Origin of the sequence: Anaerostipes caccae L1-92 (assembly GCF_014467075.1) — a bacterium.
Lineage (GTDB): Bacteria > Bacillota > Clostridia > Lachnospirales > Lachnospiraceae > Anaerostipes > Anaerostipes caccae.
Genome location: NZ_AP023027.1, coordinates 3,217,684 through 3,234,027 on the forward strand (window position 1 = coordinate 3,217,684; position 16,344 = coordinate 3,234,027).

Genomic DNA, 16,344 nt, shown 5'->3' on the forward strand with positions numbered 1-16,344 from the left:
TCCTCCTTACATTATGTAATGCACAAATAAGCTGTAGAATTCCCTACAGCTTATCGCACATTAGTCATTTAAAAAACCAGTATAGTTTTGCACTAACAATTGAGATTTAATCTGCTTGATCGTCTCTAATATGACTCCAACCACGATGATGATAGAAGTTCCGCCAAAAGAAACCTGAGCACTAAATACACCGTTAAAGAAAAACGGAATGACTGCTACAATTGTTAGTCCAGCTGCACCTATAAAAATAATATATTTTAAGATCTTGTTTAAATAATCTACTGTCGGTTTGCCCGGACGGATACCCGGTACAAATCCTCCCTGTTTCTTCATGTTATTTGAAATTTCCAGAGGATTAAAAGTAATCGATGTATAGAAATATGCAAAAATAACAACAAGTACAATATATATAAGAAGACCCAGCGATCTCTTCGGATGATTTGCGTCAAACCATGTGGACGAACTTAAACTGTGCAGAACCTTTCCCATAAATCCATTGCTCTCATACTTAAACAGCTGCTGAATAATCAGCGGGAACTGCATGATAGATGAGGCGAAGATAATCGGGATAACTCCGGCTGTATTCACTTTCAGCGGAATATGGCTTGACTGGCCGCCGACCATTTTCCTTCCCTGAACTTTTTTTGAATACTGTACCGGAATATGGCGTTCAGCGTCTGAAAGAATGATAACGAACACGACAGTGAACAGCACAACGGCTGCGATCACACATCCGGCAATCAGTGCCGGTCCGATCTGTTTGCCTTTCATAAACTGATTATAGAGCGCATAAAAATCTTTCGGCATTCCTGATACGATGTTGATCAACAGGATGATAGAAATACCGTTTCCAATACCATTTTCCGTGATACGCTCACCAAGCCACATAACGAGGATCGCACCCGCTGTCAGGGCAATGATCATCGTTACAATGGTAAAATTTGTGTGTTCCGGTCCCAGCGCACCGCTGCGGCTGAAACCTATGGTCATACCGGCGGACTCAATGAGTCCTAATACAACCGTAACGTATCTCGTAATCTTAGCTATTTTCTTTCTTCCATCTTCGCCGTCTTTCTGCATCTCCTCCAATGCAGGGATAGCGATCGTCATCAGCTGCATGATGATGGAAGATGTAATATATGGCGTAACACTCAGTGCAAATACAGACATCTGCAAAAAGGACCCGCCGGTAAAAGAGTTCAGGAGATTGAATGAATCTCCCAATGTACTCTTTAAATATGCAGTCACCTGGGCAGTATCGATTCCTGGAATCGGCAGTTGTGACCCGAAGCGCACGACGATCAGAATGATCACCGTAAACGCAAGCTTTTTCCTTAGTTCTTTGTTTTTAAACGCATTTGTCAATGCATTCGCCATACTAAATCACCTCGGCTTTTCCTCCAAGAGCTTCGATCTTTTCTTTTGCCCCTGCACTGAAAGCATTTGCTTTTACTGTAAGTTTCTTTGTGAGTTCTCCACTGCCTAAGATTTTGACTCCGTCTTTCGGATTAGAAACGATTCCCGCTTCTACTAAAGTCTCAACAGAAACTTCGGCTCCGTCTTCAAATCTTTCTAATGCTGATACGTTGATTCCAATGATTTCTTTAGAGTTAATGCAAGTGAAGCCTCTCTTTGGAATACGTCTGTATAAAGGCATCTGTCCGCCTTCAAATCCCGGTCTTACTCCGCCGCCGGAACGGGCTTTCTGTCCTTTATGTCCTTTACCTGCAGTTTTTCCATTTCCTGAACCATGTCCGCGACCTCTTCTGAAGTTGTCGCTGTGCTTAGATCCGTCTGCAGGGCGTAAGTTTGATAATTCCATCCTTCGCACCTCCTAATCTACAATTAAATTTCTTCTACTTTTACTAAATGCTGAACCTGATGAATCATTCCCCTGACACTTGCATTATCCGGCATTTCAACAGTTTTGTTTAACTTCTTGAGTCCTAAAGCTTCCACTGTTTTTCTATGCTTTGGAATGGCACCGATTGTAGATTTTACTAAAGTAATTTTTAATTTATCTGCCATTTTCATGTTCCTCCTAACCTAAGAGCTCTTCTACAGATTTTCCGCGAAGCTTTGCTACTTCTTCTGGAGTTTTTAAGTTTTTAAGTCCTTCGATCGTAGCGAGAACAACGTTCTGCTTGTTGTTGGATCCTAAAGATTTAGAACGGATATTCTTGTATCCTGCAAGCTCCAATACGTCACGGGAAGGTCCTCCTGCGATGATTCCGGTACCTTCCGGAGATGTCTTTAATAATACAGACGCACTTCCGAATTTACCTGTAAAATCATGCGGTGTACTTCCTTTTTCGTCAATCGGTACTTCCACTAATTTCTTAGCAGCCGCTTCTCTTCCTTTGCGGATCGCTTCTGGAATTTCCATTGCTTTTCCTAATCCTGCACCAACGTGTCCGTTCTTATCTCCAACAACAACTAATGCTGCGAATCTGAAATTACGTCCACCTTTTACTACTTTGGTAACACGTTTGATAGATACAACTTTTTCTTCCAGCTCTAACTGGCTAGGGTCGATCATTGTACGCTTCATTTGATTTCCTCCTGTTAGAATTTAAGACCAGCTTCACGTGCTGCGTCTGCTAATGCTTTTACTTTTCCCTGATAAATAAATCCGCCTCTGTCAAAAACAACGGTGGAGATACCTTTTGCAACTGCTCTCTCAGCAATCACTTTTCCTAAGTGAGCTGCCGCTTTTACATCGTCAGTCTTCTCCAAATCAGCTTTTACGTCTTTCTGTAAAGTGGATGCTGATACTAAAGTATTTCCAACGGTGTCATCAATGATCTGAGCGTACATATGATTATTGCTTCTGAATACGCTTAAACGCGGTTTCTCCGCTGTTCCGCTAATATGATTACGAAGCTTTAAATGTTTTTTCGCACGAACTTTGCTTCTTGACTGTTTTTTAATCATCCTATCTCACTCCTTTACTTCGCACCAGTCTTACCGACTTTACGTCTGATAACTTCATCAGCATATTTAATACCTTTTCCTTTGTAAGGCTCAGGTTTTCTTAATTCTCTGATTTCCGCAGCGTACTGTCCAACTTTTTCTTTATCAATACCTTTAACGATAATGATATTCTGACCGTCCATTTCAGTTTCGATGCCTTCTGGATCTGTCATTGCTACCGGATGTGAAAATCCAAGGTTGAAAGTGATTTCTTTTCCTTTTTTCTGTGCTCTGTAACCAACACCGTTGATTTCAAGCTTCTTTTCATATCCCTGAGACACTCCAGTCACCATGTTGGCGATCAAAGATCTGGTCAACCCGTGTAAGGATTTCATCTTCTTTAAGTCATTCGGTCTGGATACCACGATCTGGTTGTCTTCTAATTTAATTTCCATTTCCACCGGAAGATTCTTTTCCAGTGTTCCTTTAGGACCTTTTACAGTCACTTTGTTTCCTTCTTCAATCTTAACCTCAACTCCCTGAGGGATATCGATTGGCAATCTACCTATACGAGACATAGGTTACCTCCTTAAATTGTCGGAAAGGACTGGGCGTCCTTTCTGTTTTCAGAATTCGTTTTATTATATAGTATAAAGTTTAACAATAAGATAAATTCAAGTTAAAAAATTTGTTTGAAGCTTACGCAAGCCTTTTGTAAGGAAGTTCGGTTCACTAAATTCGGCCTTCGCCTGCAGCTCGCCCTCATTAAGTTCCTCCGAACGACCTTCACACTAACCTCAGTCTGCGCTGACGCTTGACTTCGCTAAGTGCTCTAGGTCACCATACAAACGCAAGTACTTCTCCGCCTACGTGTTCTTTTCTTGCTTCTTTGTCTGTAAGAACACCTTTGTTTGTTGAAATGATTGCCACTCCAAGTCCGCCTAATACTTTAGGAAGTTCTTCTGAGTTGGCATATACACGGAGTCCTGGTTTAGAGATTCTCTTAAGACCTGTAATGATCTTTTCACTCTTATCCTGGCCGTACTTTAATGTGATAACGATGTTGTTATATGCACCTTCTTCTTTAATGTCGAATGCTTTGATGAAACCTTCTTTTAAAAGGATTTCAGCAATCGCAACCTTCATCTTAGAAGCAGGAATTTCTACGGTATCATGTTTCGCAGTGTTTGCATTACGGATTCTTGTAAGCATATCTGCAATCGGATCGCTCATTGTCATTGTTTGTTCCTCCTTCCCTATTCTTACCAGCTGGCCTTTTTCACGCCTGGAATCTGTCCTTTGTACGCTAACTCACGGAAGCAGATTCTGCAGATTCCGTATTTTCTCAAGTAAGCATGTGGACGTCCACAAATCCTACAACGGCTATATTCTCTTGTTGAAAACTTCTGTTTTCTCTGTTGCTTTAATACCATTGACTTTCTAGCCATGGGAACCCTCCTAACTATTTCTTAAACGGCATACCAAATAAAGTTAATAATTCACGAGCTTCTTCGTCTGTGTTGGCTGTTGTAACGAAAATCACATCCATACCTCTGACTTTATCCACTTTGTCGTATTCAATTTCCGGGAAAATTAACTGTTCTTTGATTCCTAATGCGTAGTTTCCTCTTCCATCAAAAGAGTTCTGGCTTACACCCCTGAAGTCACGTACACGAGGCAGTGCCAGGTTGATCAGACGATCAGCAAACTCGTACATTCTCTCGCCTCTTAATGTAACCTTGCATCCGATCGGCATTCCTTCTCTTAACTTGAAGTTAGCAACAGATTTTCTTGCCTTGGTTACGATCGCTTTCTGTCCGGAGATCGTTTCCATATCTGCAACAGCAGCATCTAAGAGCTTTTTATTTTCTTTTGCTTCACCAACGCCCATGTTGATCACGATCTTCTCGAGCTTTGGTACCTGCATAATATTTTTATATCCGAATTTCTTCATCATGGCTTCCATGATTTCGTTGGTATACTGTTCTTTTAATCTACTCAACTGTCCGAAACCTCCTCTCTTTATTAATCAATCACATCTCCGGTTGCCTTTGCAACACGGACTTTTTTACCGTCTTCTACTTTGTAGCCGATCTTTGTAGCTTTTCCGTTATGAACGAACATTACGTTGGAAATATGGATCGGGCCTTCTTCTGTCACAATACCGCCCTGCTGGTTCTGTACGCTTGGTTTGGTATGTTTAGTAAGCATATTAGCACCTTCAACGATGACAGTATTCTTCTTGTGGTCGATTGCAACAACTTTGCCTTCTTTACCCTTATCTTTTCCAGCGATGACTTTTACAAGATCGCCTTTTTTAATTCTAATTCCTGACACAGTGTTTCCTCCTTATAATACTTCTGGTGCTAATGAAACAATCTTCATGAATTTTTTGTCTCTGAGCTCTCTTGCCACTGGTCCAAAGATACGAGTTCCTCTCGGGTTCATATCCTCTTTGATAATAACTGCAGCGTTCTCATCAAATCTAATATAAGATCCGTCTTTACGGCGGGCACCTTTTTTCGTACGAACAACAACGGCTCTTACTACATCACCTTTTTTTACAACGCCACCTGGTGTTGCATCTTTGACCGTAGCTACAATAATATCGCCGATGTTAGCATATCTTCTAGTGGATCCACCTAACACTCTGATGCAAAGGATTTCTTTTGCTCCAGTGTTGTCAGCCACTCTAAGTCTTGACTCCTGTTGAATCATGCTGTTTCTCCTTTCCTAATGGAACAATCCTATTTCGCTTTTTCGACTACTTCCACAAGTCTCCATCTCTTGTCCTTAGAGAGAGGTCTTGTTTCCATAACTTTAACTCTGTCTCCGATACGGCATTCATTATTTTCATCATGAGCTTTTAACTTGTAAGTTCTCTTCACGATTTTCTTATATAATGGATGTTTTACATTATCTTCGATTGCAACTACGATTGTCTTATCCATCTTGTCGCTTACAACTTTCCCGACACGGGTTTTTCTCAAATTTCTTTCCACAACAAATTCCTCCTTTCGATTTAAGCGTTAGCCTTTGCTGTAATCGCTCCCTGGATACGAGCGATGTTTCTTCTAACTTCTTTGATTCTGCTTGTGTTCTCAAGTTGATTTGTTGCATTCTGGAATCTCAAGTTGAATAATTCTTTTTTCGCAGCTACTAGCTCTTTGTTTAATTCATCAATAGATTTATTATTTAACTCTTTTACAAATTCTTTAGTTTTCACTGTTGTCACCGCCTTCTAAAGCTTCACGAGAAACAATTTTACACTTAACAGGTAGTTTATGAACAGCAAGACGTAAAGCTTCTCTTGCAACTTCTTCACTTACACCAGAAATCTCAAACATAACGCGTCCTGGTTTTACAACTGCTACCCAGTATTCCAAGTTACCTTTACCTTTACCCATTCGAGTTTCAGCAGGCTGTGCTGTCACTGGCTTATCAGGGAAAATCTTAATCCAAACCTTACCACCACGCTTGATGTAACGGGTCATAGCGACACGGGCTGCCTCGATCTGGTTGGATCTGATCCAAGCCGGCTCTGTTGCCACGATACCGAATTCTCCGTAAGTGATTTTATTACCGCGAGTCGCTTTTCCGCGCATGCTTCCGCGGAACTGTTTACGGCGTTTTACTCTCTTAGGCATTAACATTATTTATTTCCCCCTTCCTGCTTTTCTTTCGTCGGAAGAACTTCACCATGGTAAATCCAAGTCTTAACTCCGACTTTACCATAAGTTGTGTCTGCTTCAGCAAATCCATAATCGATGTCTGCACGGAGTGTCTGCAGAGGAATTGTTCCCTCGCTGTAGAATTCTGTACGGGCCATATCAGCTCCGCCTAAACGTCCTGAAACGGATGTTTTAATTCCCTGTGCTCCGGATCTCATCGTTCTCTGCATGCAGGACTTCATAGCTCTTCTGAAAGAGATACGGTTCTCTAACTGCTGTGCGATATTTTCTGCAACTAACTGTGCGTCTTTGTCCGGTCTTTTTACTTCTTTTACGTCGATTAACAGCTTCTTGTCTGTCATCTTCTGGAGTTCTTTTTTCAGTTCTTCAATGGCAGATCCGCCTTTTCCGATCACTACTCCAGGTTTTGCTGTATAAACGATCAATTTTACTCTGTCGGAAGCTCTCTCGATTTCGATTCTGGAGATTCCTGCATTGTATAATTTTTTCTTTACATATTTTCTGATCTTATCATCTTCAACCAGGTTATCTGCAAAATTGCCTTCTGCATACCATCTGGAATCCCAGTCTTTGATAATACCAACTCTTAAACCATGAGGATTAACTTTCTGTCCCATTATTGCCTCCTTCTATCTTTCGTCAAGCACAACAGTGATATGGCTCATACGGTGTTCGATTCTGTATGCCCTTCCCTGTGCCCGAGGTTTAACTCTTTTCATTGTTGGTCCCTTGTTTGCATAACACTCTGCAACATAAAGGTTTTCCGGATTCATTCCATTATTATTTTCTGCATTGGCAATTGCAGACTTTAATAATTTTTCGATTAAACTAGATGCGTATCTTGGGTTATATAATAAGATACCAAGTGCTTCCTGAACGCTCTTTCCTCTGATCGCATCCAATACGAAACATGCCTTAGTAACAGACACTCTGGCATTGGATAAGGTAGCGCTGGGTCTCGTATCTTTTTGTGCATTTCTTTCTTTTTTGTACTGAGATCTGCTGTATTTCTTAGCCATGGATTGTGAAACCTCCTTCCGTTCCTCTATCGATTATCTGATTCCTGATTTCTTTTCTGCTTTTGTATGACCACGGAATGTTCTGGTCGCAACAAACTCTCCGAGTTTGTGTCCAACCATATCTTCTGTTATATATACAGGCACATGCTTCCTTCCGTCATGTACGGCAATTGTATGCCCTACAAAGGATGGGAAGATTGTGGAACGGCGGGACCATGTCTTGATGACATTTTTGTCTCCAGCTTCGTTCATTGCATCAACTTTTTTCAATAAGCTTGCATCCGCAAATGGTCCTTTTTTCAGTGAGCGAGCCATAAGTTACCTCCTTAAACTATTTAACGTTTTTACCGTCTCTTCTTCTAATGATCATCTTGTTAGACTGTTTGTGTTTCTTGCGTGTCTTCAAACCAAGTGCCGGTTTACCCCAAGGTGTACATGGACCCGGACGGCCGATACCAGTCTTACCTTCACCACCACCGTGCGGATGGTCATTAGGGTTCATAACAGAACCGCGGACTGTAGGACGGAATCCCATATGGCGTTTACGTCCCGCTTTACCGATGTTTACGAGGTCATGTTCGATGTTTCCAACCTGGCCGATCGTAGCTCTGCACACAACAGGAACCATTCTCATCTCTCCTGACGGAAGACGAAGGGTTGCATACTTTCCTTCTTTCGCCATAAGCTGAGCGGAGTTACCTGCGGAACGAACTAACTGTCCGCCTTTTCCAGGATACATTTCGATATTGTGAATTTCTGTACCTACCGGGATGTTTGCCATCGGTAAGCAGTTTCCAACTTTGATCTCAGCGTCCGGACCGTTCATAACTGTAGCACCTACAGCTAATTTGTTCGGAGCGATGATATAAGCTTTTTCACCGTCTGCGTATGTGAGCAGTGCGATGTTTGCTGTTCTGTTCGGATCGTATTCGATAGCTGTTACTGTTGCCGGAATACCATCTTTTCTTCTCTTGAAGTCGATAATTCTATATTTTCTTCTGACTCCGCCTCCGCGGTGTCTTACTGTAATTTTACCCTGATTATTACGGCCGGCTGTCTTCTTTAAAGAAGTTGTCAGAGATTTTTCCGGTGTGCTCTTTGTCACATCTGTAAAATCTAACCCGGTCATATGTCTTCTGGAAGGTGTATATGGGTTATATGTCTTGATTCCCATGTCTTTCTCCTTTCAATTCCAATTTAATATCACGCTTTTGTTGCGTATAGATTCAATAAAATATATTAAGGTAGTTACACTCGACTAGCGTTCAGCTTTCGCCTGCGGCTCGGCTTCACTGAGTCTCGGTAACGGCTTTCGCACTAAGCTCATGCTGCGCTTTCACTTGCACTCTCTAAGTGCTCAATGCCTATAACCCCTCAAAAATCTCGATATCTGCGCTTTCTTCTGTCAACTGTACGATCGCTTTCTTTGTCTTAGCGGTCTTTCCAAAAGTCATTCCACGTCTTTTTGTCTTTCCGTCGCAGTTCATTGTGTTGACTTTGGCAACCTTTGTTCCTTCGAACATCTTTTCCACTGCTTCTTTAATCTGAGATTTTGTTGCAGTCGGATGAACTAAGAAAGTGTATTTTTTCTCTGCCATTGCATTCATACTTTTTTCAGTTACAATCGGCTTTAAAATAACGTCATAATATTTGATGTCTGCCATTATGCGTACACCTCCTCGATATTTGCTACTGCTTCTTTAGAAACAACAACGGTATCATATTTTAAGATATCATATACGTTGATGGTGCTTGTGAGAGCAGTTTTTACTCCAGGAATGTTTCTTGCGGATAAGATTAAGTTGTCGTTCTTATCTCCCATGATAACCAACGCTTTTTTTACATTTAAGTTGTTTAACATGTTTGCAACATTCTTTGTCTTTACATCGTCAAATTTGAACTCATCTACTACGATGAACTTATTTTCATTGACTCTGGAAGTTAATGCGGATTTCAGAGCTAATCTTCTTTCCTTCTTATTTAACTTCTTAGAATATTCTCTCGGTTTCGGAGCAAATACAACTCCTCCGCCTGTCCACTGCGGAGCTCTGATAGATCCCTGTCTTGCATGACCGGTACCCTTCTGTCTCCAAGGTTTTCTTCCGCCGCCGCGTACTTCTGAACGTGTCTTCGCGCTCTGTGTACCCTGACGGTTATTTGCTAACTGGCTTACAACTGCCAAATGCACTAAATGCTCATTTATTTCAACACCGAAGATGCCGTCGTTAAGATTTAATTTCTCAACTTCATTTCCTTCCATGTTTAACACAGATACTTCTGCCATCTGATTGTCCTCCTTCCCTAGGCCTACGCCTTCACTGATTCTTTTAACATTACTAAAGATTTCTTAGGTCCTGGTACAGCACCTTTTACCAAAATAATGTTATTTTCTGCATCAACCTTTACTACTTCCAGATTCTGGATGGTAACTCTTTCAGAACCCATCTGTCCCGGCATTTTCTTCCCTTTGAAAACTTTGCTCGGATCAGAAGCCATACCATTGGAACCTGCATGACGGTGATACTTAGAACCATGTGTCTTAGGACCAGTACTTAAACCGTGACGTTTGATACCACCTGCATATCCTTTACCTTTGGATGTAGCAGTTGCATCGATTTTATCTCCTGCTTCAAAAATGTCAGCTTTGATTTCCTGACCTACTGTGTATTCAGAAGCATTTTCAAATTTGAATTCTCTCACGAATTTTTTAGGTGCAACACCTGCTTTGTCGAAGTGTCCCTTCTCCGGTTTGTTTACAGACTTTTCTTTCTTATCTGCAAATCCGACCTGAACTGCTTCGTAGCCATCGTTTTCTTCTGTCTTTACCTGAGTAACGACACAAGGCCCAGCCTGCAGTACAGTAACCGGTGTTAAAACTCCGTCTTCGTTAAAGATCTGAGTCATTCCGACTTTTGTTGTTAAAATCGCTTTTTTCATTGATATTTCCTCCTATTTAATCTACAGCGGATTATAACGCTTGACGTTAAAATCATCCTAGACGCTATGAAAGCTTAAGGGGATTCCTTATTTGTTCATAACCCTGCGGGATAACTTCCTATTTTGTTTTCATCTTGATATCGATGTAAACACCAGCCGGTACTTCTAACTTAGATAATGCATCGACTGTCTTCTGTGTTGGTGTGATGATGTCAATCAATCTCTTGTGAGTTCTCTGCTCGAACTGTTCTCTGGAATCTTTGTACTTGTGTACTGCACGGATGATGGTAACTACTTCCTTCTTTGTCGGCATCGGTACCGGTCCGCTCACCTTAGATCCTGTTTTCTTTACTGTTTCGATGATACTCTTTGCTGATGCATCGATTAATTGATGATCATACGCTTTTAATGTAATTCTCATTACTTGACTTGCTGCCATAAAAAAAGCCGCCTCCTTTTCGCACTATAAATTTCTTGTAGCACGACAAGTGGTGACTGTACACTCCTCCGTGTGTATCGTAAGATTTACACACTGCGTCTCTATCTTTAAATATTAAAAATAGATTGTAATATTCGTACAGTGACTTGTCGCCAGTTTTAACAACTTGACATTCGCTCCACGGAAAACCTGCGCCGGCTTTTGCCGGTACAGCAACCTCTCGCTTCACCGCTATCAAGGTCACAACGATTTGATTATATCTTATATTCTTTCCCATTGCAAGGGATTTTTTTGTTTTTTTCAGGAAACAAAAATAAAAACATATATTATAGAAGAAACACGGTCAAATATCAGAACCAGTTTTCTTTGATTTCCGATCTGAGTTCCCGAAACATGACGACATACCGTTCTTTGGTCTTCTTTACAATATCCATGGCAATCGCCTGATTATATGCATGAGCAACATTGTTTCCGGATACCAGAGCCTCCAGCCAGACTTCCTGATCTTTTATTAAATTCACACTATAAGCAAGTTTTATAATACTGCGGGGTGACCCTGTGGCTGCCTCTTCTATTCCATTTTCAGATAAAACTTCCTTGACTGCCTTCCAAGACTGTTCAAAACAAATTTCATAAAGCGCCACCAGTCCAGTCAATACGACATTGTCATAGGGTTCTTCATATTTATAAATGTCTTCAAGATTGTCCAACGCTTTACAGAAGTTTTCAAATTTTTTCATAGATCACGATCCCTTCCTGATAAATCCTATCTTTTAGTTCCTCCTGTACCGGCAGACTTAAATCTACGATATCATACATCAGCAGCGTAGAAGTCTCCTCATCCACTGCCAGTGCAAAGTTATTTGTATCTCCACCCAATACTGCCAGGTCAATATCACTTCTCTCATGATAATCTCCACGGGCACGCGATCCAAACAAGATTACTTTTTGAACATTGTAATCCACTGCTAATTGTCTGATCTCTTCTAATACTTTTTTCTTTATACCGCTTATTTTCATTATATCCATGTATGTGATTCCTATTTATGGTCTTCTCTTTTTCCACTAATGTAGCATATATATTTGAGGAATGCAATTTAACGATTTTGATTTCTGCACTTCGCAGTCTGCAGTTAACAACTCAAAAAAAGAAGGACGGGCTGTGCCGTCCTTCTGCCTACATTATTTTACGTCCATTTTCTTCATGATTGGAGTAAGACATTCTAAGAGCCGAACGGAAATCATGAAGAAAATGTCACATGTAATTTCCGAATCTGTCTCTCTCCGGCTCTTTCCCTGCCGCGATCATCTCATCCAGAAGAGGGAACCGGTAGGTTCTCGGATCGTCTCCCACCCGGATCTGCTTTTCGGTAAGCTTCTGCATCTGTTTCATCTCTTCATCCGTCAGCCGGAAATCAAAGATCTCCATGTTCTGCCTGATTCTTCCCTCATTTGAGGATTTCGGTATCACACCGAATTCATTTTGCACAAGCCAGTGCAGGATCACCTGTGCAGGAGTCTTTTCATGATTCTCTGCAATCTTTAGAATCACCGGGTCTTCCATCGGGCTTTTTAATTGTACTCCTGTCTCACCGGCTTTTGCAGTCTTTGCGTCCTTTCTGCTCTCTCCCCCTGCCATAAGCGGACTCCACGCAACCGGAAAGATATCATGACTTCTGCAGTATTCAACGATCTCGTACGGCTGAAAATAAGGATGCATCTCGATCTGATCTACCAACGGCATAACGCCTGTTTCCTGGGCACAGGTTTCCAGATGCTCCGGATAAAAATTGCTTGCTCCCACTGCCCGGAGCAGCCCTTCCTCATACATGCGGACCAGAGCTTTCCATGTAGGGACGTACATGTCCTCTCCGGGCCAGTGAACCAGAAACAGATCCAGCTGTTCTAAACCAAACCTCTTAAGAGACGCCTCAACGGCATATAAAGTATTATCATAACCCTGAAAACGGTTTCTCACCTTTGAAGTTACAAAGAACTCTTCTCTCTTCCTGCCGGAACGGCGGATTCCCTCTCCGACCGCCTCTTCATTTAAGTAAACCTGCGCCGTATCAATCGCTGTGTAACCTGTGTCCAGCGCATATTTCACCATCTGAGAGCACTCCTCACCTTTCAGCTTCCACGTCCCAAACCCCAGGTACGGCATCTCTACACCGTTGCTCAATTTTCTTGTTGGTATCATTTGATTTCCTCCTTATCCCACATATATATGATATTTGGTTATTAGGTCTATAAATAGTATAACTTATTGCAGTCAGCAGATCTATTATAATCTGCTGCAAAAAGGCCGCCCGCCGGTTTCCCGGCATGACAGCCTTTCCTGAATAAGAAATCCCTCAATCTCTCACATAGTGTATCTCAGACAGATTTATTTGAGCAGCCCGATTGCCGCTTTGCCGATACCCGTCACAATGAAATAACAGCTTGTGGCTCCTGCATCCAGAACTCCTCTGGACCGTTCTCCCAGACGGCTTGCCCGTCCGATCTTTGCCACGAGATCTTTTGTAGACTGCCACCCTTTTTCGGCAGCCTCATTCATTGCCTCCAGGCACTGCGCAAACTCTTTCCCTTCTTCTTTTGCTGCGATAAAAGCTTCCTTGGCCGGAACCAATGTATCGATCAGAGATTTATCACCCACCTTCGCAGGACTGATCTCCTGCAGGCCTTCCACAGCGTTGGTAACCATCTCGCCAAACACCTCGGCGTCAATCTCCTCAGAGTCTTCACAGGCCATTGCCATCTCATCAAACAGCATGCCGTACAGCGGTCCCATGGACCCGCCGATATCGTCGAGAAGAGTCTCCCCAAGGATCGATAAACCTTCACTCAGGTTATAAGTCTTTCCCTTGAGTTTATCTTCGCACATCGTAAACCCTTTGTTCATGTTAATACCATGATCACCGTCGCCGATCTTCCCGTCAATTTCGCTCAGATAATCTCTCTGCTCCTGAATGGTCTTGATCAGCTGGTCTACAATAATACCTGCATCTGCATTTTTAAAACTAGCCATAGTACTTTACCTCACTACTTATGTATTTTACAGCATTGCGTCTTTGATTGCTTTTGCTTCCGCTACCGGATCATCCGCATGGCCGATTGCTGATCCTACAATAATGATCTCCGGTTTTAATGCCACATATTTGCCGATGGTCTTACTGTTGATTCCTCCGGCTACGGCAATCTGAGCTTTTTTTGCATGCTCAGTCATAACCTGAAGATCCTGAATCGGCTCTCTGCCTGCCGCCTGCTGGTCAGCTCCGGTGTGAACTGCTAAAATATCGACTCCGATCTCTTCCATCTTTGCAATTCTGTTCGGAAGGTCTTCTACACAGATCATATCCACAACAAGCTTTCTCTCATAATCTCTGGCAGCCTTTAGAGCCCCTTCGATCGTCAGATTGTCAGATACTCCAAGGATTGTCGCATAAGCTGCACCGGCTTCATATGCATAGCTTGCTTCCAGGTATCCGCCGTCCATGATCTTTAAGTCTGCAAGAATTTCTTTATCCGGGAAGAAACGGTGGAATTCACGCACTCCGCGCATTCCCTCATCCATGACAAACGGCGTTCCAATTTCAATGATATCAACGTGTTCTGCAACCTTATCTGCAAATCTCAAGGCATCTACTAACGGCATTTCGTCTAAAGCTAACTGTAATTTCATAATCAGGTTCCTTTCCTATCTAAATAATGTTGTCAATGACTTATTTTAAACCAGGCGCTTTGGCATCATAGTCCAGAAGCTCTTTTAACTCTTCATCAAGCTTCATAACCGTAAGTGCCGCACCATTCATATCCAGTGATGTCACATAATCTCCGATCAGCACCTTATAAATAGAAAGTCCCTGATCCTTAAGATACGCTTCAATTTCATCATAGAGTACGTATAATTCCATGATCGGTGTTGCTCCCAGACCGGATAAGAGCACTGCCACTTCAGCACCGTTTTCCGGTTCCAGATCATCGATCACTGCCTTTGCCATATCCTTTGCGATCTCTTTGGCAGGCTTTAGTTTCTGAACGTTGATCCCCGGTTCTCCGTGATGTCCGATTCCGAATTCCATATCGCCTTCTTTAATATCAAAGTTCGGATGGCCCACAGCCGGTATTGCGCATGGACTGAGTCCCACACAGATACTTCTGGTGTTGTCCACTGCTTTCTGAGCCAGTTCGATCACTTCATCCAGATCAGCTCCCATGGCAGCCTTCGCTCCCGCAGTTTTCCACATGAAGACACCGCCTGCGATTCCATGGCGTTTTTCCTTTGTCTCTTTCGGGGAAGATGCCACATCGTCTGTCGCAGTCACATATTTTACAGTGACTCCCTGTTTTTTTGCTTTGCGGATTGCCATTTTTACATTCATGTTGTCCCCGGCGTAGTTACCAAACAGGCATGCGACACCTTTTCCTGAGTCTGCCGCCATAAATGCATCATAAAATGCCTGGGCAGACGGAGATGAAAACACCTCTCCGACAGCTACCGCATCCATCATATTTTCTCCCACATAACCAAGGAATGCGGGCTCATGGCCGCTTCCGCCTCCGGTTACCAGACCTACTTTACCTTCTACCGGCGTATTTTTATACTGAACTACCCTGTCATTTGTTTCATTCTTTACAATCAGATCATCATGGGCTTTCAAGAAGCCTTTCAGCATATCCTCAACAACATAATCCGGATTATTTACAAATCTCTGCAATTCTTTTCCTCCTCTTTGAGTTTCAAAATGAACTGGACAATTTTTATTCTAAGTTTGTATGTCTTCCCATCATTTCTTCGCTTGTCTGCCCAAGATCGCTCATCAGATTCATGATGATACTGTCATAGGTCAGCCAGCTCATCTGCTCGAACAGATTTCCCATCGGCTGATTGGACTCTGCCAGGTTCTTTTCTCCTTCTGCCTTCTTCGGTGTAGAGCCGGGAACTGTCACGATAACGTCTGCCATCTCTCCGATGGTATGAGTCGGGAACATAGTAACGGTTGCAATCCTTGCCCCTACCTTCTTTGCTTTTTCTCCCATAACGATCAGGCTCTGTGTTGTTCCGGAACCGGATCCGAGTATGATCAGATCTCCTTCTTTGATCGGCGGGCAGGAGATCTCTCCCACAAAGTGTACATCAAATCCCATATGCAGCAAACGGTTGGTAAATCCTCTGGCTGCCAGCCCGGAACGCCCTGCTCCTGCCAAAAAGATTTTATTTGCTTTCTTAATTTCATCTGCCAAACCCTGGATTTCTTCTTCTTTAACCATTCCTGAAAACTTTGAAAGTTCGTCCGTGATGATCTTTAAATTGACTGCTTCCATCCTATTCTCCTTCTTCTTG

The 16,344-nt window shown here is 42.4% G+C and carries 29 protein-coding genes; all 29 read right to left on the reverse strand.

Annotated elements, in window-relative coordinates; genetic code table 11:
* Positions 1 to 60 precede the first annotated feature (60 nt).
* Positions 61 to 1,377: a preprotein translocase subunit SecY gene (secY, locus tag ANCC_RS15715; RefSeq protein WP_006568505.1), complete on the reverse strand. Its 1,317-nt coding sequence runs from the start codon at positions 1,375 to 1,377 to the stop codon at positions 61 to 63.
* A 1-nt stretch (position 1,378) separates the two neighbouring features.
* Positions 1,379 to 1,822, reverse strand: coding sequence for a 50S ribosomal protein L15 (gene rplO / locus ANCC_RS15720; protein ID WP_006568504.1), 444 nt, complete (start codon positions 1,820 to 1,822; stop codon positions 1,379 to 1,381).
* A gap of 23 nt (positions 1,823 to 1,845) precedes the next feature.
* Complete coding sequence (gene rpmD / locus ANCC_RS15725) at positions 1,846 to 2,028, reverse strand: 50S ribosomal protein L30 (protein WP_009289941.1); 183 nt, start codon at positions 2,026 to 2,028, stop codon at positions 1,846 to 1,848.
* A 13-nt stretch (positions 2,029 to 2,041) separates the two neighbouring features.
* Positions 2,042 to 2,551 (reverse strand): 30S ribosomal protein S5, encoded by a 510-nt coding sequence (gene rpsE / locus ANCC_RS15730; protein WP_006568502.1) that lies wholly within the window; start codon positions 2,549 to 2,551, stop codon positions 2,042 to 2,044.
* 14 nt (positions 2,552 to 2,565) lie between these two features.
* Positions 2,566 to 2,934, reverse strand: a complete 369-nt coding sequence (gene rplR, locus ANCC_RS15735; protein ID WP_006568501.1) for a 50S ribosomal protein L18 — start codon at positions 2,932 to 2,934, stop codon at positions 2,566 to 2,568.
* A gap of 14 nt (positions 2,935 to 2,948) precedes the next feature.
* Positions 2,949 to 3,491, reverse strand: coding sequence for a 50S ribosomal protein L6 (gene rplF / locus ANCC_RS15740; protein ID WP_006568500.1), 543 nt, complete (start codon positions 3,489 to 3,491; stop codon positions 2,949 to 2,951).
* Positions 3,492 to 3,750: 259 nt separating this feature from the next.
* Positions 3,751 to 4,152, reverse strand: coding sequence for a 30S ribosomal protein S8 (rpsH, locus tag ANCC_RS15745; RefSeq protein WP_006568499.1), 402 nt, complete (start codon positions 4,150 to 4,152; stop codon positions 3,751 to 3,753).
* 23 nt (positions 4,153 to 4,175) lie between these two features.
* Positions 4,176 to 4,361: a type Z 30S ribosomal protein S14 gene (locus tag ANCC_RS15750; protein WP_006568498.1), complete on the reverse strand. Its 186-nt coding sequence runs from the start codon at positions 4,359 to 4,361 to the stop codon at positions 4,176 to 4,178.
* Positions 4,362 to 4,375: 14 nt separating this feature from the next.
* Positions 4,376 to 4,915: a 50S ribosomal protein L5 gene (rplE, locus tag ANCC_RS15755; protein ID WP_009289943.1), complete on the reverse strand. Its 540-nt coding sequence runs from the start codon at positions 4,913 to 4,915 to the stop codon at positions 4,376 to 4,378.
* A gap of 23 nt (positions 4,916 to 4,938) precedes the next feature.
* Positions 4,939 to 5,250 (reverse strand): 50S ribosomal protein L24, encoded by a 312-nt coding sequence (gene rplX / locus ANCC_RS15760; protein ID WP_006568496.1) that lies wholly within the window; start codon positions 5,248 to 5,250, stop codon positions 4,939 to 4,941.
* Between the two features lie 12 nt (positions 5,251 to 5,262).
* Positions 5,263 to 5,631, reverse strand: coding sequence for a 50S ribosomal protein L14 (rplN, locus tag ANCC_RS15765; RefSeq protein ID WP_006568495.1), 369 nt, complete (start codon positions 5,629 to 5,631; stop codon positions 5,263 to 5,265).
* 29 nt (positions 5,632 to 5,660) lie between these two features.
* The gene (gene rpsQ, locus ANCC_RS15770; protein WP_006568494.1) at positions 5,661 to 5,915 is read right to left on the reverse strand and encodes a 30S ribosomal protein S17; all 255 of its coding nucleotides are present in this window, start codon (positions 5,913 to 5,915) and stop codon (positions 5,661 to 5,663) included.
* 20 nt (positions 5,916 to 5,935) lie between these two features.
* Positions 5,936 to 6,139 carry a 50S ribosomal protein L29 gene (gene rpmC, locus ANCC_RS15775; RefSeq protein ID WP_006568493.1) on the reverse strand — a complete coding sequence of 68 codons (204 nt, stop codon included), beginning with the start codon at positions 6,137 to 6,139 and terminating at the stop codon, positions 5,936 to 5,938.
* On the reverse strand, positions 6,129 to 6,566 hold the full coding sequence (rplP, locus tag ANCC_RS15780) for a 50S ribosomal protein L16 (RefSeq protein ID WP_006568492.1): 438 nt from the start codon (positions 6,564 to 6,566) through the stop codon (positions 6,129 to 6,131). The genes rpmC and rplP overlap by 11 nt, the downstream gene beginning before the upstream one ends.
* A complete protein-coding gene (gene rpsC / locus ANCC_RS15785; RefSeq protein ID WP_006568491.1) occupies positions 6,566 to 7,222 on the reverse strand; it encodes a 30S ribosomal protein S3 in 657 nt (218 codons plus the stop codon). Before rpsC ends, rplP begins: the two co-directional genes overlap by 1 nt.
* A gap of 12 nt (positions 7,223 to 7,234) precedes the next feature.
* The gene (gene rplV, locus ANCC_RS15790; RefSeq protein ID WP_006568490.1) at positions 7,235 to 7,624 is read right to left on the reverse strand and encodes a 50S ribosomal protein L22; all 390 of its coding nucleotides are present in this window, start codon (positions 7,622 to 7,624) and stop codon (positions 7,235 to 7,237) included.
* Positions 7,625 to 7,657: 33 nt separating this feature from the next.
* Complete coding sequence (gene rpsS / locus ANCC_RS15795; RefSeq protein ID WP_006568489.1) at positions 7,658 to 7,939, reverse strand: 30S ribosomal protein S19; 282 nt, start codon at positions 7,937 to 7,939, stop codon at positions 7,658 to 7,660.
* A 16-nt stretch (positions 7,940 to 7,955) separates the two neighbouring features.
* A complete protein-coding gene (gene rplB / locus ANCC_RS15800) occupies positions 7,956 to 8,798 on the reverse strand; it encodes a 50S ribosomal protein L2 (RefSeq protein ID WP_022260817.1) in 843 nt (280 codons plus the stop codon).
* 190 nt (positions 8,799 to 8,988) lie between these two features.
* Positions 8,989 to 9,288: a 50S ribosomal protein L23 gene (gene rplW / locus ANCC_RS15805; RefSeq protein WP_006568487.1), complete on the reverse strand. Its 300-nt coding sequence runs from the start codon at positions 9,286 to 9,288 to the stop codon at positions 8,989 to 8,991.
* Positions 9,288 to 9,908, reverse strand: a complete 621-nt coding sequence (gene rplD, locus ANCC_RS15810; RefSeq protein WP_006568486.1) for a 50S ribosomal protein L4 — start codon at positions 9,906 to 9,908, stop codon at positions 9,288 to 9,290. Before rplD ends, rplW begins: the two co-directional genes overlap by 1 nt.
* Before the next feature lie 23 nt (positions 9,909 to 9,931).
* Positions 9,932 to 10,561, reverse strand: coding sequence for a 50S ribosomal protein L3 (gene rplC, locus ANCC_RS15815; protein WP_006568485.1), 630 nt, complete (start codon positions 10,559 to 10,561; stop codon positions 9,932 to 9,934).
* A 118-nt stretch (positions 10,562 to 10,679) separates the two neighbouring features.
* On the reverse strand, positions 10,680 to 11,000 hold the full coding sequence (gene rpsJ / locus ANCC_RS15820) for a 30S ribosomal protein S10 (RefSeq protein ID WP_009289945.1): 321 nt from the start codon (positions 10,998 to 11,000) through the stop codon (positions 10,680 to 10,682).
* Positions 11,001 to 11,350: 350 nt separating this feature from the next.
* Positions 11,351 to 11,740, reverse strand: a complete 390-nt coding sequence (locus tag ANCC_RS15825) for an HI0074 family nucleotidyltransferase substrate-binding subunit (protein WP_006568481.1) — start codon at positions 11,738 to 11,740, stop codon at positions 11,351 to 11,353.
* A complete protein-coding gene (locus ANCC_RS15830) occupies positions 11,727 to 12,029 on the reverse strand; it encodes a nucleotidyltransferase family protein (RefSeq protein ID WP_006568480.1) in 303 nt (100 codons plus the stop codon). The genes ANCC_RS15825 and ANCC_RS15830 overlap by 14 nt, the downstream gene beginning before the upstream one ends.
* A gap of 226 nt (positions 12,030 to 12,255) precedes the next feature.
* Positions 12,256 to 13,200 (reverse strand): aldo/keto reductase, encoded by a 945-nt coding sequence (locus ANCC_RS15835; RefSeq protein ID WP_006568478.1) that lies wholly within the window; start codon positions 13,198 to 13,200, stop codon positions 12,256 to 12,258.
* A 186-nt stretch (positions 13,201 to 13,386) separates the two neighbouring features.
* Entirely contained in the window at positions 13,387 to 14,028 is a 642-nt protein-coding gene (dhaL, locus tag ANCC_RS15840) for a dihydroxyacetone kinase subunit DhaL (RefSeq protein WP_006568476.1), read from the reverse strand.
* A 27-nt stretch (positions 14,029 to 14,055) separates the two neighbouring features.
* A complete protein-coding gene (hxlA, locus tag ANCC_RS15845; RefSeq protein ID WP_006568475.1) occupies positions 14,056 to 14,682 on the reverse strand; it encodes a 3-hexulose-6-phosphate synthase in 627 nt (208 codons plus the stop codon).
* A gap of 40 nt (positions 14,683 to 14,722) precedes the next feature.
* The gene (locus ANCC_RS15850) at positions 14,723 to 15,718 is read right to left on the reverse strand and encodes a dihydroxyacetone kinase subunit DhaK (RefSeq protein ID WP_039946954.1); all 996 of its coding nucleotides are present in this window, start codon (positions 15,716 to 15,718) and stop codon (positions 14,723 to 14,725) included.
* A gap of 43 nt (positions 15,719 to 15,761) precedes the next feature.
* The gene (hxlB, locus tag ANCC_RS15855) at positions 15,762 to 16,325 is read right to left on the reverse strand and encodes a 6-phospho-3-hexuloisomerase (RefSeq protein WP_006568473.1); all 564 of its coding nucleotides are present in this window, start codon (positions 16,323 to 16,325) and stop codon (positions 15,762 to 15,764) included.
* Positions 16,326 to 16,344: the final 19 nt, after the last annotated feature.

Excerpts from the sequence above, each read along its gene's own strand:
- dhaL (WP_006568476.1), bottom strand. The coding sequence starts at position 14,028 with ATGGCTAGTTTTAAAAATGCAGATGCAGGTATTATTGTAGACCAGCTG.
- ANCC_RS15825 (WP_006568481.1), bottom strand. The coding sequence starts at position 11,740 with ATGAAAAAATTTGAAAACTTCTGTAAAGCGTTGGACAATCTTGAAGAC.
- ANCC_RS15750 (WP_006568498.1), bottom strand. The coding sequence starts at position 4,361 with ATGGCTAGAAAGTCAATGGTATTAAAGCAACAGAGAAAACAGAAGTTT.
- rplC (WP_006568485.1), bottom strand. The coding sequence starts at position 10,561 with ATGAAAAAAGCGATTTTAACAACAAAAGTCGGAATGACTCAGATCTTT.
- rplD (WP_006568486.1), bottom strand. The coding sequence starts at position 9,908 with ATGGCAGAAGTATCTGTGTTAAACATGGAAGGAAATGAAGTTGAGAAA.
- ANCC_RS15835 (WP_006568478.1), bottom strand. The coding sequence starts at position 13,200 with ATGATACCAACAAGAAAATTGAGCAACGGTGTAGAGATGCCGTACCTG.
- rpmD (WP_009289941.1), bottom strand. The coding sequence starts at position 2,028 with ATGGCAGATAAATTAAAAATTACTTTAGTAAAATCTACAATCGGTGCC.
- rplW (WP_006568487.1), bottom strand. The coding sequence starts at position 9,288 with ATGGCAGACATCAAATATTATGACGTTATTTTAAAGCCGATTGTAACT.
- rpsH (WP_006568499.1), bottom strand. The coding sequence starts at position 4,152 with ATGACAATGAGCGATCCGATTGCAGATATGCTTACAAGAATCCGTAAT.
- hxlA (WP_006568475.1), bottom strand. The coding sequence starts at position 14,682 with ATGAAATTACAGTTAGCTTTAGACGAAATGCCGTTAGTAGATGCCTTG.
- rplB (WP_022260817.1), bottom strand. The coding sequence starts at position 8,798 with ATGGGAATCAAGACATATAACCCATATACACCTTCCAGAAGACATATG.
- rplN (WP_006568495.1), bottom strand. The coding sequence starts at position 5,631 with ATGATTCAACAGGAGTCAAGACTTAGAGTGGCTGACAACACTGGAGCA.
- rplP (WP_006568492.1), bottom strand. The coding sequence starts at position 6,566 with ATGTTAATGCCTAAGAGAGTAAAACGCCGTAAACAGTTCCGCGGAAGC.
- rpsJ (WP_009289945.1), bottom strand. The coding sequence starts at position 11,000 with ATGGCAGCAAGTCAAGTAATGAGAATTACATTAAAAGCGTATGATCAT.
- hxlB (WP_006568473.1), bottom strand. The coding sequence starts at position 16,325 with ATGGAAGCAGTCAATTTAAAGATCATCACGGACGAACTTTCAAAGTTT.
- rplF (WP_006568500.1), bottom strand. The coding sequence starts at position 3,491 with ATGTCTCGTATAGGTAGATTGCCAATCGATATCCCTCAGGGAGTTGAG.
- rplO (WP_006568504.1), bottom strand. The coding sequence starts at position 1,822 with ATGGAATTATCAAACTTACGCCCTGCAGACGGATCTAAGCACAGCGAC.
- ANCC_RS15830 (WP_006568480.1), bottom strand. The coding sequence starts at position 12,029 with ATGGATATAATGAAAATAAGCGGTATAAAGAAAAAAGTATTAGAAGAG.
- rpsC (WP_006568491.1), bottom strand. The coding sequence starts at position 7,222 with ATGGGACAGAAAGTTAATCCTCATGGTTTAAGAGTTGGTATTATCAAA.
- secY (WP_006568505.1), bottom strand. The coding sequence starts at position 1,377 with ATGGCGAATGCATTGACAAATGCGTTTAAAAACAAAGAACTAAGGAAA.
- rplV (WP_006568490.1), bottom strand. The coding sequence starts at position 7,624 with ATGGCTAAGAAATACAGCAGATCTCAGTACAAAAAAGAAAGAAATGCA.
- rplR (WP_006568501.1), bottom strand. The coding sequence starts at position 2,934 with ATGATTAAAAAACAGTCAAGAAGCAAAGTTCGTGCGAAAAAACATTTA.
- rpsE (WP_006568502.1), bottom strand. The coding sequence starts at position 2,551 with ATGAAGCGTACAATGATCGACCCTAGCCAGTTAGAGCTGGAAGAAAAA.
- rpsS (WP_006568489.1), bottom strand. The coding sequence starts at position 7,939 with ATGGCTCGCTCACTGAAAAAAGGACCATTTGCGGATGCAAGCTTATTG.